At 49.2% G+C, this 16,799-nt stretch carries 15 protein-coding genes; 13 read left to right on the top strand and 2 right to left on the bottom strand.

The features are described 5' to 3' along the window. Position 1: 1 nt before the first annotated feature. The 8 genes from truA to IXB28_RS08790 all read left to right on the top strand — a co-directional run bounded on the left by truA (position 2) and on the right by IXB28_RS08790 (position 8,684). Entirely contained in the window at positions 2–880 is an 879-nt protein-coding gene (truA, locus tag IXB28_RS08825) for a tRNA pseudouridine(38-40) synthase TruA (protein WP_215618208.1), read from the top strand. 87 nt (positions 881–967) lie between these two features. Next, positions 968–1,399, top strand: coding sequence for a 50S ribosomal protein L13 (gene rplM / locus IXB28_RS08820; protein ID WP_215618207.1), 432 nt, complete (start codon positions 968–970; stop codon positions 1,397–1,399). Positions 1,400–1,433: 34 nt separating this feature from the next. Beyond that, complete coding sequence (gene rpsI, locus IXB28_RS08815) at positions 1,434–1,844, top strand: 30S ribosomal protein S9 (protein WP_215618206.1); 411 nt, start codon at positions 1,434–1,436, stop codon at positions 1,842–1,844. 51 nt (positions 1,845–1,895) lie between these two features. Next, positions 1,896–2,129 (top strand): 50S ribosomal protein L31, encoded by a 234-nt coding sequence (gene rpmE, locus IXB28_RS08810; RefSeq protein WP_215618205.1) that lies wholly within the window; start codon positions 1,896–1,898, stop codon positions 2,127–2,129. 105 nt (positions 2,130–2,234) lie between these two features. Further along, positions 2,235–3,338 (top strand): peptide chain release factor 1, encoded by a 1,104-nt coding sequence (gene prfA, locus IXB28_RS08805; RefSeq protein WP_215618204.1) that lies wholly within the window; start codon positions 2,235–2,237, stop codon positions 3,336–3,338. A 163-nt stretch (positions 3,339–3,501) separates the two neighbouring features. Beyond that, positions 3,502–4,776, top strand: a complete 1,275-nt coding sequence (locus IXB28_RS08800) for a metallophosphoesterase family protein (RefSeq protein ID WP_215618203.1) — start codon at positions 3,502–3,504, stop codon at positions 4,774–4,776. A gap of 61 nt (positions 4,777–4,837) precedes the next feature. Further along, the gene (locus tag IXB28_RS08795) at positions 4,838–7,351 is read left to right on the top strand and encodes a M48 family metallopeptidase (protein WP_215618202.1); all 2,514 of its coding nucleotides are present in this window, start codon (positions 4,838–4,840) and stop codon (positions 7,349–7,351) included. 880 nt (positions 7,352–8,231) lie between these two features. Continuing rightward, entirely contained in the window at positions 8,232–8,684 is a 453-nt protein-coding gene (locus IXB28_RS08790; protein ID WP_215618201.1) for an RNA recognition motif domain-containing protein, read from the top strand. Between the two features lie 121 nt (positions 8,685–8,805). Here the strand turns inward: IXB28_RS08790 and crtB are convergent, their stop codons facing one another. Then, positions 8,806–9,735, bottom strand: a complete 930-nt coding sequence (gene crtB, locus IXB28_RS08785) for a 15-cis-phytoene synthase CrtB (RefSeq protein WP_215618200.1) — start codon at positions 9,733–9,735, stop codon at positions 8,806–8,808. 414 nt (positions 9,736–10,149) lie between these two features. Between crtB and glyA the strand changes: the two genes are divergently transcribed. Further along, positions 10,150–11,433 (top strand): serine hydroxymethyltransferase, encoded by a 1,284-nt coding sequence (glyA, locus tag IXB28_RS08780; protein WP_215618199.1) that lies wholly within the window; start codon positions 10,150–10,152, stop codon positions 11,431–11,433. Between the two features lie 314 nt (positions 11,434–11,747). Then, positions 11,748–12,809 (top strand): glycosyltransferase family 4 protein, encoded by a 1,062-nt coding sequence (locus tag IXB28_RS08775; protein WP_215618198.1) that lies wholly within the window; start codon positions 11,748–11,750, stop codon positions 12,807–12,809. A 12-nt stretch (positions 12,810–12,821) separates the two neighbouring features. On the opposite strand, the gene IXB28_RS08770 is transcribed toward IXB28_RS08775, so the two are convergent. Beyond that, positions 12,822–14,384: an ArnT family glycosyltransferase gene (locus IXB28_RS08770; protein WP_215618197.1), complete on the bottom strand. Its 1,563-nt coding sequence runs from the start codon at positions 14,382–14,384 to the stop codon at positions 12,822–12,824. 224 nt (positions 14,385–14,608) lie between these two features. On the opposite strand from IXB28_RS08770, the gene IXB28_RS08765 reads away from it, so the two are divergent. The 3 genes from IXB28_RS08765 (at position 14,609) to aroQ (ending at position 16,738) form a co-directional block, all read left to right on the top strand. Beyond that, on the top strand, positions 14,609–15,865 hold the full coding sequence (locus IXB28_RS08765; protein WP_215618196.1) for a competence/damage-inducible protein A: 1,257 nt from the start codon (positions 14,609–14,611) through the stop codon (positions 15,863–15,865). Between the two features lie 144 nt (positions 15,866–16,009). Further along, the gene (locus IXB28_RS08760; RefSeq protein ID WP_215618297.1) at positions 16,010–16,183 is read left to right on the top strand and encodes a hypothetical protein; all 174 of its coding nucleotides are present in this window, start codon (positions 16,010–16,012) and stop codon (positions 16,181–16,183) included. Between the two features lie 99 nt (positions 16,184–16,282). Next, positions 16,283–16,738, top strand: a complete 456-nt coding sequence (gene aroQ, locus IXB28_RS08755; RefSeq protein ID WP_215618195.1) for a type II 3-dehydroquinate dehydratase — start codon at positions 16,283–16,285, stop codon at positions 16,736–16,738. Positions 16,739–16,799: the final 61 nt, after the last annotated feature.

Genomic DNA, 16,799 nt, shown 5'->3' with positions numbered 1-16,799 from the left:
AATGGCCGATCGTACGCTTGCCAAACAGCTTTCAGCTGTATCCAAAGATGCTCAAGGAACTCAGCGAGTAGCTATTGTTGTTCAGTATCAAGGCACCCACTTCTATGGCTGGCAACGTCAGCCGGAGAAGCGTACGGTACAGGGAGAAATTGAAGCCGCTATAGAGTTGTTGCTTGAATATAAAGTAACTATTCATGGCGCAGGGCGAACAGATACGGGGGTGCATGCCGCTGCTCAGGTGGCTCACTTTGATGCTCCTAAGGTAATTCCCGCATATCGCTGGGCTGCGATTCTCAATCATCGCTTAAGTGAAGATATTGTGATTCGAGCTTCAGCACATGTCCCGGATGATTGGCATGCTCAGTATTCTGCCCAATGGCGACGGTATCGATACACCATCTATACCGATACCTATCCCAACCTTTTTATTCGCCCCTATGCATGGCATTTTTATCATGAACCTTTGGACGAACAGCTAATGCAGGCAGCATTAACCCCAATGGTGGGGTATCATGATCTAGCCGCGTTTCACCGTGCGGGCTCTAGCCGTTCCCATTCTTGGGTTGAGTTGCAGGTGGCTAAGTGCCTTCGCCGTGGACCGTTTGTTCAAGTTGAGCTGCAGGCTGCTGGTTTTCTCTACGGCATGGTACGTCTGGTAATGGGCTTGCTAGTCATGGTGGGCCGGGGCCGTATGAGTCCTGTGGCCTTTACAGAACTTTGGCAGTCAAGACGTCGTGACTTGGTAAAACATGCTGCTCCTGCTCGTGGACTTTGCCTGTTGCGGGTAGGTTATGACCACTTTCCCTTTGCATCGGATGCTTGGTTTGATACCCAACCCCAGCTAACGCTGCATTCTAGTGCCAAGGATATGGCTGTCTAAAATGCTGTGAGTATTTGTAAGATATAGCCTGACAATTTTCCTGAATGGCCGCCTTTTTATCCAGTTCATTGATATCAAAGCCTAAGCATGTTTAAGACTTACATTCCTCCTGTTCAAGAGATTGAGAAAAAGTGGTACATCGTCGATGCTACTGATAAGCGCCTTGGTCGTTTAGCGACTGAGATTGCTAGCATCCTGCGAGGTAAAAACAAGCCTACCTTTACCCCCAATATGGATACAGGGGATTTTGTCATTGTTATCAATGCTGAAAAGGTGAGTGTTACTGGAAGAAAGCGAGAGCAAAAGCTTTATCGCCGTCATTCTGGACGTCCCGGCGGTATGAAAGTTGAAACGTTTGAGCAGCTACAGGCTCGTATCCCTGAGCGCATTATTGAAAAAGCAGTAAAAGGCATGTTGCCTAAGAATGCCTTAGGCCGCAAGTTGTTTACCAACTTGAAGGTGTATGCAGGTCCTGAGCATCCGCATCAGGCTCAGCAACCTGAGACAGTTAATCTTTAATCTATTTCGCAGCTTTGAAGGAGTATAAAATCAAATGTCAGAAGGACAATCTGATCGCGTTGTTTACTGGGGTACTGGTCGTCGTAAGGCCGCTGTTGCTCGTGTTCGTCTAGTGCCTGGCGACGGCAAGCTGATGGTGAATGGTAAGCCCGGCGAAGAGCATTTACAGAATAATGCCGCTTATCTGTCTGCTACAAAAGCCCCTTTAGAGACACTGGGCTTGGAGTCTGATTACGACGTTCTCGTGAATGTTCGAGGCGGTGGTTTGACAGGTCAGGCCGATGCCATCAAGTTGGGTGTGGCTCGCGCACTGTGTGAGTTAGATCCTTCTAACCGGTCTCCCCTCAAAATTGAAGGTTACTTAACTCGCGATCCTCGTTGTAAGGAACGTAAGAAGTATGGTCTGAAGAAAGCCCGTAAAGCTTCTCAGTTCTCTAAGCGTTAAGTCGATTTTCAAAACAAGCTTTTTTATTTTTTCACTACCCGGATAAGAACAATGCCAAAAGCTGATATTCATCCCGAGTGGTATCCCGAGGCAAAGGTGTACTGCGACGGTAAGCTAATTATGACAGTGGGCTCTACTAAGCCCGAGCTCCATGTGGATGTTTGGTCTGGTAATCATCCTTTCTATACTGGTACCCAGAAGATCATTGATACGGAAGGTCGTGTAGAACGATTCCTCCGTAAATATGGCATGGCTGACGATAGCAACAAGAGCGACGAAGGTTAGCCGCTAATAATGTCATTGAAATCCGAGGGATGGTTATGTCCCTCGGATATTTTTTAGTTGACTTATATTCCTAGCGTAAGTCTCCCGTATAGTTGAGCGAATTCCATGGCTGAGCAATACCTTCTCGATAAGTTAAAGTCGGTTGAACAAACGTTTGAAGAGCTTACTCGTCGTTTAGCGGATCCAGATGTAGCCAAAGATCCAGATGAGTTTCAAAAAATTGCTAAGGCGCGGGCATCGTTAGAGCCCACAATTCTTGCCTACGATGATTGGAAAAAAGCTCAATCAGACTATGAAGGTGCTCAAGAGGTTTTGAAGGAGGCGGCTGGCGATGAAGAATTGCGGGAAATGGCAGCTGCTGAAATTAAAGAGTTGCAAGGCACTATTGGCGCTTTGGAAACGCAGCTGAAAATTCTATTGCTGCCGAGGGATCCCAATGACGATAAAAATATCATGTTGGAGATTCGCGCCGGTGCCGGTGGTGATGAGGCTGGGATTTGGGCTGGTGATCTGCTGAGGATGTATTCGCGCTATTCCGAAAGTCAGGGATGGAAAGTGCAAACCGTTAGCCAGTCAGTGGCTGACATGGGTGGATGTAAGGAAGCGATTCTAGAAATCACTGGGGATCAAGTCTACAGTAAGCTCAAGTTTGAGGCTGGAGTCCATCGGGTGCAGCGGGTGCCTGCCACTGAGACCAGTGGGCGTGTTCATACCTCTACGGCAACGGTTGCCGTGATGCCTGAGGTGGATGACGTGGAAGTTAAGATTGACCCTAAGGAGATTGAGCTGACAACGGCTCGGTCTGGTGGCGCGGGTGGTCAGAATGTGAACAAGGTTGAGACCGCTGTCGATTTGTTCCATAAGCCGACAGGGATTCGCATTTTTTGTACTGAGGAGCGATCGCAGCTACAAAACCGGGAACGTGCCATGCAGATCTTGCGGGCTAAGTTATATGAAATGATGCTGCAGGAACAGCAGGCTGAAGTAACTGACATGCGCCGCTCCCAGGTTGGCACGGGCTCTCGCTCTGAAAAAATCCGCACCTATAACTACAAAGACAACCGAGTCACCGATCACCGCTTGAGTCAAAACTTTAGCCTTTCCCCGGCGTTAGAAGGTGATATCGAAATTATGGTGCAGTCTTGCATTACCCAAGATCAGCAGGCAAAGTTAGAACAACTGGCGGCCGAAATTGACTCGCCGGTTTAGGGCTGAGTCTCTATTATTTTTGCTTTTGGGATGGTTGTATTGGGGCTATCCATGCCATTGGCCGACCTTACAGATCGTTGCATCCTCTACATCAGCAACGGCGGTTGGCTGAGTTTTCGCTAAACTTTACTGGTGTAATTTCCCGTGGGGGCGTTCTAAACCAATGGCGAAATTTTTGCATGTTGCTGATGTCCATTTAGGATTTGACCGTTATAACAGCAAAGTTCGCACTACCGATTTTTTTCACACCCTTTGGGATGTATTTGAACGATATGCCATTGGTGAGGGGGTGGACTTTGTGGTGATTGCTGGCGATTTGTTCGAGCAGCGGATGATTCAGCCAGCGGTTTTGAATCAGGCCCAGTTGTGTTTACAGCAATTGCAGGCTGCTAATATTCCTGTGATTGCGATTGAGGGTAACCATGATAATTGCCCCTATGGGACAAAAACTAGCTGGTTGAGGTACCTATCGGATTGGGACCTGTTAAAGCTGCTGGAACCTGCTGCCGGAGAACAATTTTATCTGCCCTGGGATGCTGAAACCCGCCGTGGGGGGTATATCGACCTTGACTGTGGTGTGCGCGTTTTGGGGTCTAGCTGGTATGGGGCTGCCGCACCCAAGGCCGTGGAACAAATTGCAGGGGCTGTCTCTGCGTTGCCCCCGGGGCCTGGTTCCACGGTGTTATTGTTTCACCATGGGTTAGAAGGGCAAATTGCTCGCTACTCTGGGGCGTTACGATATAGCGATCTATTGCCTCTTAGGGAAGCGGGGATAGATTATTTGGGGCTAGGGCATATTCATAAGTATTATGCCGTTGATAACTGGTTGTTTAATCCGGGCTCTTTGGAAGCTAATAATGTGGAAGAAGGGGCATTTGAGCGGGGAGCGCTATTGGTAGACCTGGTGGATGGTCAGGTTAACGCCCAGCTACAAACGGACTATCGTCAGCGGCCGATTGTGCGACTTTCTCTGAAGCTGCGGGGACAAGAGGCGCTAGAGGATATCGAAAAATTAGCGATCGCACTGCTGGATGGGGCGATTGCCGAGACGCGTTTGATTCCTGACCAGCAGCCGATTGTTGAGCTTCGCATTGAAGGCCAAGTGGGATTTGACCGTTTAGAGTTGGATACTAAACAGTTGCAATCGCGATTACACGAGCATTGTGGTGCGCTTATTTTTCTTCTGAAATATGACGTAGATGCTATGGCCTATGGAACGCCTTTGATGGATGATGCAGACCGCCATCAGGTAGAACGAGAGATTTTTACAGATTTGCTATCCGCCCACAATGTATATAAAAAAAAGGCTCAATCCCTTGCCACCGGTCTAGTCGATCTTAAGGACCGTCATTTGGTTGGAGATAGTGACGAGAGTCTTTACCGTTTGGTCGAGCAAATGCTGAATGTACCCAATACACCCACTGAGCATTCGCGCTAAGATTGCGGCACTATAAATCGTGTGCCCTGTACTGCCGTTCGTGACATCAGAGGATATCTGTATGGGTATAGAAAAATCCCCAGAGCAGCTGATTAAAGCAGGGCTGACTGCGTTTAAACAGAAACACTACGGCCGGGCGATCGCAATATTTCAAGGCCTACGTCAAGATAAAGCCATTGCCATGGGCTATCGCCTCAAGGCACAGATGGGGTTGATCCGTACCTACGAAGCACAGGGGGATGCAGCGAAGGCTAAGCAGCTTTGTCAATCACTCCTGCAAAGTAAGAGTCAATCAATTCGTCAGTGGGGGCAACAAACATTAAATCGGTTATCTGTTGACGATATTTCCAAGGGTCCCCTTGAACAAGCCGGACATCCAGCGGGTGAAGAGATGTCTACTGCATCCAGTGGCTTTGTTCCGTTAGAACAGCCTGCAGCGATGCCAAAGGCTTCTATCCCAAAGGGTTCAGTCGATGAAAGTCCGGCATCCATAGATGTGTCTTCGTCAGAAGAATTGGAGAACTCTTCCGCTGTTTTCGAAGATAAAACAGATCTATCCACAGGGGCCTCGTCATCCACGATTGAGGCATCAGCCGAGCATAAAAGTCTTTCTAAGAATGATGAATTGGCGGCAAATGGGGCGTCTTTATTTCATTATCAAACCTTAAATAGTCCCCAGACCACGCAGGTGGATGCGGCCCAAACATCGGTTCAGACGGATGGGACTGAAGATTCTCATGAGCCTGTCGTCAGTTCTCTAAGGCCAGAGACAGAGGTTGCACCTGAGCAACAATCCCCAAAGAATGGGCGACAACGGTCATCGGACAAGGCGCCCAATGGTCCTGATACTTGGCCCGTCGGAGGGCGCTTAAATCAGCTCAAGTCGTTGGGCAAAATCGGCATGGGGCGACTATGGCTGGCCCAAATCTTCACCCTTGGTCTGTTCTTTTGGGTAGTGCGTGGGTTGGTGCAACTGGTGTTGTGGGGGATTCGGAGTTATTTTCAATTTCTAGACCAGTTGTTGCCCTTGCATTTGCGCTTGTCACCTTTATTGTGGGAGCCGCACACCTGGACCGTGATTGTTGGCTTTGGGGTATTGGTCTTAGCGTCCCCATGGCTATGGGGCTTTTGCTTGAGTTCGGGTAGGCGCCTGTCGCTGCAACAATTGCAAGAGTTTAGTCCAGAAGCGGTGGAATTATTTCAGCGATTTTGTGCCAAACGCCGGTGGCAGCAGCCCACTATCGATTTGTTGCCTACAGAGATTCCGTTAATTTTTTCCTACGGATGGTGTCCCCGTTATGGCCATTTAGTGATTAGTCAGGGGCTATTAGATGACTTGGCGCCTGATGAGATCGCGGCTCTGATGATCTACGAAATGAGCCATTGGTCTAAGTGGGATTGGGTATTCTTCTCGGCCCATGGTTTGCTGTTGCAGGGCCTACATCGCGCATATTGGTTTTTTGCCCGTTGGGGAGAGGCGCGGCCCATGTTGCTAAGAGCTGCGGCTGGAGTGCTGTCAACCCTTAGTTATGGCGTGTTTTGGCTGTTGGTTAAGGTCGGGGCGACGTTGTCGCGCATCCGTGTGCCCTATCGCGATCGCACCGCTGCCGAAATTACGGGTAACCCCAATGGTTTAATTCGGGGGATGGCTAAACTGGCTAGGGCAATGGAGCAAGCAATTACGGCCCAGGGATATACGCCTCCCCTGCTAGAGAGTTTGGAGTTGATGCTACCTGTGGCGGCTACTAATGCCATATCTGTAGACCATCTAGCCTGGGGAATGTTAAATCCCCTACGCCATGGGTTGTCTATTCATCAAGGCCATCCACCCCTTGGCGATCGCCTATATACCCTGGGGGCCTATGCTCGCCATTGGCGACTCAAGCCGAGTCTGGATATTTCTCGATTTCGGGCTGGGTATGGCAAACGTTCGTTGTCGGCCCAAGATTGGTCCACCCTGATTCTATGGGGCGGTTTGTGGTCAGGCCTATGCCTTGGTTTTGGCATCGCTTTATTGATGTGGGTCGTTGGGGCGATTGCAGCGGCCCTGAATATTGAATTCCTAAGCTGGCTATATCGCGATCGCAGTGTGCTTTTGAGCATGCCACTGATTGTTGCTGCTACGGTGCAGTTGTTGCGAATAAATTTATTCTTTCCAGAAATTGCGAGCTCTTTGCCCATAAACGCAGCGAAACTTGAAAATTGGCAAAAAGACACCCAACTTACCCCACTCAATAGCTTGCCGCTCAAAATCAATGGCACCTTAACAGGGCGACCGGCCTTAGCCAATTGGTTGGGGCAAGAGTGGCGACTCAAGACGCATTTGGGCAGCCTGAAACTGCACTACATCTCCTATGGAGGGGTCTTGAGTAATTTCTTGGGTCCTTCACCATGGCTAAATCAGTCCTTACAGGTGACCGGCTGGTTTAGACGTGGGCACTACGCCTGGGTTGATATTCAACACCTGCGGACCGAGGATAATCAGATCAAAACTGCCCGATATCCGATCTGGTCAGCCATTGTCAGTTTCGTGCCCCTGGTGTATGGAGTCTGGCTACTGATGAGTGGCGGCTAGTGGTCCGTCAAGACTAAAATTTGGGATCGATGAGAATCGCTTACAACGTGGCTGAACCTTATCACGATTCACAACTCACGATTCACGACTCACGACTCACGACTCACGACTCACAATTTTTAGCTTTGACGCTGCACTAGTCAAAATATTGCTCTACAACACCATTCACTAAACGCTTGAAAATACTTAGAGTTGCAACCCTCAATATAAAATGTTAAATTTTATTAACGAGTACTGATTGTCTAAATCTATCTGCAAAGTATATCGCCGCAGTTGGTGTTAGGCATCGGGTTCTCCTACTCTCAACACAGCAAACCAGTCACCTTTTTGGGACTGGTTTTTTATTAAGTATCTTTGCCATAGTTTTTAGGAAAATTGATTGAGATTTCTAGATACTTTGATGTGGCCGAAAACTCGCTTTCAAAAGCAGAATAATATGGCGATTAAGAGTGAGTTGACATGTTGTAGTTACCTTGCAGCACTCTACGTGAACTTTAGGGAAGCCTATCAAAAAAATACCTAATTGCTTGGCTTGGTATCAGACAGCGTGATACCTTGATGGTATAGGGATACATTCCATTTTTTATCTCATTTAGTGAGACACCTCTGATGTAATAAGGAGTATGTAGTTTTAGTTGATCACAATCAGGGGGTGGAGATAACTTTGCAGACCTTTCACATGAGGTTAGTTATCTCATTTAGTCAATCTTGCTAAAGGTGGTCAGCCTATTTTTGCTGCGGTTCCTATTCTGTTGAATTAATTTGAAGCAATCGCTTTAAACTTTCTTCTAGAGATGTTGGGCTTTTGGAATAAATTAGCTCAGTTCTTCACTGCTTAACCGTCGCAACTGTTTTTTAGATTTGTTTAAGAGGTATCTCCATGTCAGTGCGTTTATATATTGGCAATCTACCCCGCGATTTAGAGCGTGAGGAATTTGAAGCCGTTTTTGCAGAAGACACCGAAAATATTGTTTCAGTCAAGTTGATTGCTGACCGTAAAACTGGTAAATGCCGTGGGTTCGGCTTTGTCACTGTAAAAACGGATGAAATTGCTGATGCACTGGTGAGTAAGTACAACGGTCAAGCATTGCAGGATGCAACCTTGAAAGTTGAAAAAGCAATGCCTCGTGCTAAGGAGAATGAAGGTGCTGCGGCTACCGGTGGTGGTGGCGGTGGCCGTGGTGGTAAAGGCAATGGTAAGCGTAATGGTGGTGGCCGTAAGCCAGCCACTTACTCTTCTCCAGAGCCTGAAAATAACCAACCTGATCCTCGTTGGGCTTCTGACTTAGAGAAGTTGAAGGAAATGCTAGCAGCCCAAACCACTGCATCCTAAGACCGCCTAATCTTCGGTTTTTATAACCCATAAAAAAGAGCTGATGCGATTATCGCATCAGCTCTTTTTTATGGGGCAATTAGCATCAACTCGTTAGGATTGTGAGTCTTAATTTAATGCCCTAAAGAACGCGTGCGCGCAGCAAAGCAGGGGGTAAACACAGAAGCTTGCGCACCGTTGGCACAAATGCTCTGCGGTTGAAAACGTCGTATTGGTTTTCTGCAATGACATCCAGGATTTTACGATAGAGCATCAAAGCCGACCAAACAGGCCAGCGAGCGTCTGGACTCAGAAGGGTAATGCCGCGTTCGGCTTCGCGGTAGAACTTTAGAGCACGCTGAATCTGAAAACGCATTAGGGCACGCCAGCGCTCGTCAATGACTCCATTAATTAAGTCTCGCTCGCTGTAGTTAAATAACTCGAGATCTTCTAAAGGAAGATAGATGCGGCCACGTCTCGCATCTTCACCCACATCTCGCAAAATGTTGGTTAATTGATTGGCAATACCTAAGGCAATGGCTTCATCTATGGGGCAGGGAATAGTCGTGGCCCAGGGCGCGGTACCGTATTCAGGATCAACTCCCATCACCACGGTGGACATCAGACCTACTGTGCCTGCCACACGGTAGCAATATAGTTTCAGATCCTCAAAGGTTTCGTAGCGGGAGCAGCGGAGATCCATGCGTTGCCCTTCAATCATGTCTCGAAAGGGCTGTATATCGAGGGTGAAATGCTCTAAGGCATCTACCATGGCAACGTCATAATCGTCCTGAGGACGCCCTGCAAAGACTGATTCAAGCTGGGATTCCCAATCATCTAACGTTGCTTCAGTTGTAAATTTAGCTGAAGGCCCATCCACCAATTCATCGGTGCGGCGGCACCATACATAAATAGCCCAAATCGCACGCCGTTTGGCCTCCGACATCAGCATCGTACCCATGTAAAACGTTTTTGAATACTTTGCAGTAATTTGCCGACAGCATTCGTATGACTCATCTATAGAGGCCAAGACATGTTTGGGGGAGACAGTGGTGGTGGGTTGCAACAGCATAGGTGTTTCTATTCAACGAAAAGCGTCATGGGCCAGCGGCGAGTTGAAAAGCAATGGCTGAATTTGCTACCACAATATGACAAATCAAATTCACCTTACAAACCGTTAGGTGTATACCAGTACCTCAGAGCAACAAATGCTCACGTGTCCCTTTTAATTTCATCCATTATAGATTTCCAGGCGTTACATTCTGAAACAGAAACGTAACATTTCCGTGTAAAGGTTTTGGGTTTTGGGGCAGCCCCGAGTACCTGAGAATTCAGGTACTCGGGGCTGCCCCCTAGAAACCTTTCTGGTAGGCACGGTACTATAGTTTGCTTACAAACCCTAGCTGGCAAGAATTAGGCAGCCTACCTAGCTATGTCTGGTAATACCTTTTCTGCTAGGTCCATTGAAATTAGAGCATCCATCCCCATGACCACGAATTTTGATTTTCTGAGCCAAACTGATCCAGAACTTACCGCTATTATCGGGCGCGAACGTCAACGCCAGCAGGAGCATTTGGAGCTCATTGCTAGTGAAAATTTCACGTCACCGGCTGTGATGGCGGCTCAAGGGTCTGTCTTGACCAATAAATATGCCGAGGGGCTGCCGAGCAAACGCTACTATGGCGGCTGTGAATTTGTTGATCAAGCTGAGGCGTTGGCCATTGAGCGTATTAAGCAGCTGTTTGGGGCCGCCCATGCGAATGTTCAGCCCCATTCTGGTGCCCAGGCGAATTTTGCTGTCTTTTTAGCATTGCTCCAGCCGGGGGACACTATTTTGGGGATGGATCTCTCCCACGGTGGTCATTTAACCCATGGCTCACCGGTCAACGTTTCGGGTAAATGGTTTAACGTTGTTCAGTATGGCGTCAGTAAGGATACTGAACAGCTTGACTATGATGCGATTCGGGAGTTGGCTTTAGAGCATCGACCCAAAATTATTATCTGTGGCTATTCTGCGTATCCCCGTACGATTCATTTTGATAAATTTCGTGCGATCGCAGATGAAGTCGATGCCTATCTGATGGCCGACATTGCCCACATTGCTGGTTTGGTAGCCGCAGGCAAACACCCCAATCCACTGCCCCACTGCCATGTGGTCACCACCACCACCCATAAAACCCTACGGGGCCCTCGGGGTGGGTTAATCATGACCAATGATCTAGATCTGGGGAAAAAGTTTGATAAAGCCGTTTTCCCTGGCAGCCAGGGGGGACCACTAGAGCACGTCATTGCGGCCAAGGCGGTTGCGTTTGGCGAAGCCCTGCAGCCAGACTTTAAGACCTATTGTGCCCAGGTGATTGCCAATGCCCAGGCCATGGCAGCGCAGCTGCAGGAACGAGGGATTAAGGTGGTGTCTGATGGCACTGACAATCACCTCGTTCTGGTGGATCTACGTTCCATTGGCATGACGGGTAAACAGGCTGACGCTTTGGTCAGTATGGTCAATATCACGGCTAATAAAAATACGGTGCCGTTTGACCCTGAGTCTCCCTTTGTAACCAGTGGTTTGCGTTTGGGGTCACCGGCGATGACCACCAGGGGACTGGGTGTTGAAGAGTTTAAGGAGATTGCCAACATTATTGCGGATCGTTTGCTCTCCCCTGAGGATAGTAAGGTGGAGGCAGATTGTCGCAAGCGGGTAGCGGCTTTGTGCGATCGCTTTCCCCTTTATGCACATTTGCAATCTGCAGAGCCTGTTCTAGCGAGCTAGTTGATTTCACGTAAGTCCCACGGACTATCAATAATTCAGTGGGGCTTACGTCATCAAGCAGGTCAGCTGTTCATGACACAAAAGTGACTCATAGGTAACCAATTGAGTTGTTGCTAACGCTTTCTCCGCCAACTCAATTTCGTCGCTCGACTAATAATCACTCTTATTTATCAGCCTTGCATCTAACTATATTATTGGCTTGAAAGTTTTAAAAAAACTGTTAGGGTTACGGTGATTGTTGTGTGTTGGCCACATTTGTTGTTGACTTCAACGTCATAGATCCTCGTTCGCATTGTTTTCCCTTGCTTGCACCCATGCCTTTTCAGATTTATCCTCTATTGGCGTTTGCCTTATCTGCTGCTGTGGTGCTTGTTGCCACTCCAGTAGTTAAGAGAATTGGCCTGCATAGTGGTCGTGTGGATATGCCGGGGGGGCGCAAAGTTCATAAGGTTCCAATGGTTAGGCTGGGCGGTGTTTCTATTTTTTTAGGGACCGTGGTGGCGTTGTTAGCGGTTTGGGCCATTGGTGGCTTTGTGGATGCCCAAGGGCAACAACTGGTGAATGAGCCAGAAGCAGAGATTTGGGGGGTGACCCTGGGGGGGTTGGCCTTTTTCCTGATTGGTCTTTTAGATGATCTGTTTGGTCTATCCGCCATTAGTCGCTTATTTATGCAAGCGGTTGTGGCTGCGATTACCTGGTATGTCGGCGTAGATATTGCGTTTGTTTCGGTGCCTGGTTTGGGCATTGTGCAGCTGGCAGCTTGGGTAAGTTTGCCCCTAACGGTGATTTGGCTAGTGGGCATGGCCAATGCCATTAACTGGATCGATGGTTTGGATGGTTTAGCAGCTGGCGTTTCAGGCATTGCGGCCATTGTCATGATGTTGGTGGCGCTGTTTATGGAGCAGCCCGCCGCCGCTGTGATTGCGGCAGCCCTTGCCGGTGGAGCCCTCAGCTTTTTGAAATATAATTTCAACCCTGCCCAGATTTTTATGGGAGACGGGGGAGCCTACTATATGGGCTTTACCCTTGCTGGTGTGGGGATTATCGGACTGGTGAAGGGGGTCACCACCGCTGCGGTATTTTTACCCTACCTGCTGATATTGGCGGTGCCGATTTTAGATATGTCAGCGGTTATTTTGGCGCGGTTACGCCGTGGACTTTCGCCATTTGTGGCCGATAAGCGTCATTTGCACCATCGACTTTTGAATGCGGGGCTATCCCATCGGTTTACGGTGCTATTTATCTATGCGTTGACCCTGTGGGTGGGTAGTTTGGCCTTGGCGCTTTCTGGCATGCCCAGTGGCATTGTCTATGCCCTAGGGTCCACAGCTTTATTGAGCTACACAGGCTGGCGAGCAAAGCGCCATGCCAGGTAAGCCGCCGCTCGTTTAATAGGGGTATTCATAAGCTTGAATAACGTTACCTAGGTCATATAGGTAAAACGTTTCGGTGGTGGCGTTGGCGCGCTGTGTGGTGATGCTATCTATCAGATCAAATTTTTCAAAGTACGGGGCATAGGTGGCGCGAATTTCGGCTTGGCTATAGTCGGCGATGGTAAGGAATAGGGCGGATTGACCTAGCCAATTCTGGGGTTTGAACCACACTGCATGGCCCCGTGGATCTTGGGTCAAGGCCATCACCGGGGCTGGGGTTAAGGGGCTAATGGCCATATCAACGTAGCCACTGAGCCAAAACTCGTTGGTGATGACAATGTCTGCGGCTGCGATCGCAGCCTCCAATCCGTTGCTTTGAAGTTGACGCCGTAGCTGAACCACATCGATCAGCGTCGTTGTGGGATCTGTTTCCGGAGGGAGTAGGGCCAACCATCCTCCTGGCTGCTGCAACGTTCCTAGGCTGATGTGGCCTAACGCCACCGTCAGTAACGTGGCCATGACGATGGCACTGCTCACTAGCCAGCGTTGGAGCGTACGCAGCGGCCAGTGGGCCATGGCCGCTGCCAGGAGCACACTTAAGCTCCATAAGCCTGGTGCAGGCCAGGCAGGATAGACATGGGTGATCCCACCGAGCAACGTAAACCCCAGGGCAATGGGTAACCCCATCCAGAGCAAAAACCGGTGGCGTAAATCTCCCAGATTAAATAGGCTGCGACCACTCACCCACCAAAGCGGAAAGCCCAGCGATGGAAATAAATAAGCAACCCCCACTAGCCACACGCCCACCATTGTCAGGACGTTAAAGCGGGTGGTGGCTGTGGTGCCATCGAACCGACTAGATAGATGGAAGCCAAACGATAACCATTCGTTTTGAGCATTCCAGTAGATCAACGGTGTCAGCGTCAGGCTAAATAGCCCCAGGGCAACAATGGTCCATGGAGAAATCAGCGCCCGTCGGTGCTGCTGGCTAGTGGCGCAAAACCCTACCAGGCTAAGGCCGAGAATAAATCCGTGGTATTTACTGAGACACACTAACCCCAGCAGTAAGCCTATGAGGGCGATTTTGGCTGTGGGTTGGTAGGGCTTGTGCTGCGGAAAAAATTCGATTGCGGCCACATACATCACCGCTGTCCACCAAAAAATTAGGGCGTTGTCGGGGGCCGCTAGCACTCCAAAGCTGAGGATAAACAAGGGGCATAGGGATGCGATCGCAACACTCCACATCCCCACGGTTCGATTAAACAATCGGCCACCAATCAAGTACAACAGTCCTGTACTCAGGCCATATAGCAACAGCGCCCCTAGTCGCAGCGTTAGGGGTGAAATATAGCCCGTTACCCAGGGGCCTAGGGCGGTGGTCACAGCTACCATCACAGGATGGTCAAAGTAGCTCCAATCCCAATGCTGGGTATACAGAAAGTAATAAGCCTCATCAAACCCAGGTGGCAAGAGCCACGCGATCAACAGCCGTAGACACCACGAGCCCAACAAGATAGCCAAAAGCCACTGTGGCCAGGATGCGTGTTGCCCCGGGGATGAATCTTTTGCACGTTGCATGCTCTCAACTCGTGCTCCTTTTCATAGTGGCCGTTCGTTAATTTATGAAGATGACGCGATCAGATAAGACCTGATCAGCCATCTCTGGTCGATGACATGACTACCGAAGAGCCGCAACGTCGCATATTTAAGTATCATCAAACTATCTAAAAATGCTTTACCATCAACCAAAATAGGGGCTGCGGCCTCGTTTTGCTAACGTAGCTTTCCCCCACATCTAAACCATGACCGGCAGTGCAGAAATTATATGTGTGGGCACCGAGCTTTTGCTGGGGGATATTCTCAACACCAATGCCCAGTATTTAGCTCAACAGCTAGCGAATTTGGGCATTGCCCATCATTACCAAACGGTGGTCGGTGACAATCCTCTACGCCTAGCGCGGGCCATTGCCATTGCCTGTGAGCGAGCCCGACTGATTATCTTCACCGGGGGACTGGGCCCCACACCTGATGACCTGACAACGGCAACTATCGCCGACTTTTTTGGCGTCCCCTTAGTCGAAAATGCTGACGTTTTAGCCGATATTACGGCAAAATTTGCCCAGCGGGGTCGCACGATGACTGCGAATAATCGCAAGCAAGCGCTCTTACCCGAGGGGGCAGATGTCCTACCCAACCCCCAAGGCACGGCTCCCGGATTGTTATGGCAGCCAAGATCCGGCTTACATCTGATGACGTTTCCGGGCGTGCCTCGGGAGCTTTATGCAATGTGGAACGCCACGGCCATTTCCTATGTGCAAGCCCAGGGCTGGAGTCAGGGCATCATCCACAGTCGCACTCTCAAATTTTGGGGTACGAGCGAATCGGGGCTGGCGGCGAAAGTGGATGATTTTTTGAAACTCGAAAATCCTACCGTTGCCCCCTACGCGAGTGACGGAGTCATTAAGCTACGAATTTCTGCTAAAGCAAAATCAATGGAAGCTGCCCAGCAGCTCATTGCCCCTGTAGCTCAACAGCTAAAGCAGATTGGCGGGGATGACTGCTTTGGCGAAGATAACGAGACCTTAGGACATGCTGTGGGGCAATTGCTCCGCGCCCGTCAATCCACATTAGCCGTTGCTGAATCCTGTACTGGAGGCGGATTGGGGGCAATGATAACGTCTGTCCCCGGTAGTTCTGCCTATTTTATGGGAGGGGTAATCGCCTATGACAATCGCATTAAGGCAAACCTCCTGGGTGTATCTTCCCAGACCTTAGCAGAGCAAGGGGCCGTGAGCGCCATCGTCGCTGAACAAATGGCCGTAGGGGTGCGCCAACAACTCGCGACTGACTGGGGCATCAGTATTACCGGCATAGCAGGACCAGACGGGGGAAGTGGGGATAAACCCGTAGGCTTGGTATATATTGGCATTGCGAATGCCTTAGAAACGCGTCATCTAGAATGTCGATTTGGCCGCACAAAAGATCGGGAGTGGATTCGTTTGATGAGTCGTAATACGGCCCTAGATGTTCTGCGGCGTATGCTGCTGGGGCAAAATTAATCCCGCTGCTCAGTCTATAGGGATCCCCCTACCTTGATCATTTCTTACAATTCGTTATCATAGTGAATACTCCCACAAGTAACTTAACTGAAGTTCACTTCGAGTTGATTTGCTATTAGTGAAACCTATAATGGTTTTACACAAATGCTTAACCAGATTGAATTAGGAGCATCCTGGCTCATGGATATTGGCAAAATTCTGGAAAAGTTGAAGAACTGGGTAAATCGAGTGCTTGACTCTTTACTTGGGCCTTCAGCACAGCCGGAGCCGGAAGCAATTCCTATCCCTGTTCCTGTCAATGATCGTCGCCGCCGCTAACACTCGAAGCACTACGCTTGAGCTAGTTCACTTAGCGTTAAACGCGTAGGTGTTTTTGTCCAACTGCTTTTGATATTATTCAACGCTTAGTTTCTACGTATGCAGTTGAACAGTCTTTTAGTGCTTCATGGCCCAAATTTGAATATGCTTGGTAAACGAGAGCCTGAGATCTACGGTAGAAATACCCTTGAAGATGTCAATCAGGCTCTTTTGTTATTGGCCCAAGAATTAGGTGTGAAACTTAGCTGCTATCAGTCAAATCACGAAGGTGATTTGGTTGATGCTATCCAAGATGCAGTTGATCAGCATCAGGGGATTGTGATCAATCCCGGTGCCTATACTCACACCAGTGTTGCTATTCGCGATGCCATTTCAGCCGTGTCGATTCCCACGGTAGAAGTTCATTTAAGCAATATTCATCAGCGTGAACCGTTTCGGCATCATTCTTACATTGCGCCCGTAGCTGTTGGCCAAATCTGTGGGTTCGGCGTCAATAGCTACTACCTAGGTTTACGTGCCCTAGTGCATTACTTACAGAACGTGCCATCCGACTAGATAGTTTCCGATATTGAAGGGCCGCCACAGTGGAGTGTCCCTTTCAGGAGTGCCTATTTTG

Source organism: Leptothoe kymatousa TAU-MAC 1615, assembly GCF_018739865.1.
In the GTDB taxonomy this organism is placed as follows: Bacteria; Cyanobacteriota; Cyanobacteriia; order Phormidesmidales; family Phormidesmidaceae; genus Leptothoe; species Leptothoe kymatousa.
Note: the sequence above shows the minus strand (reverse complement) of the source record. Positions and strands in the feature narration are given on the sequence as shown.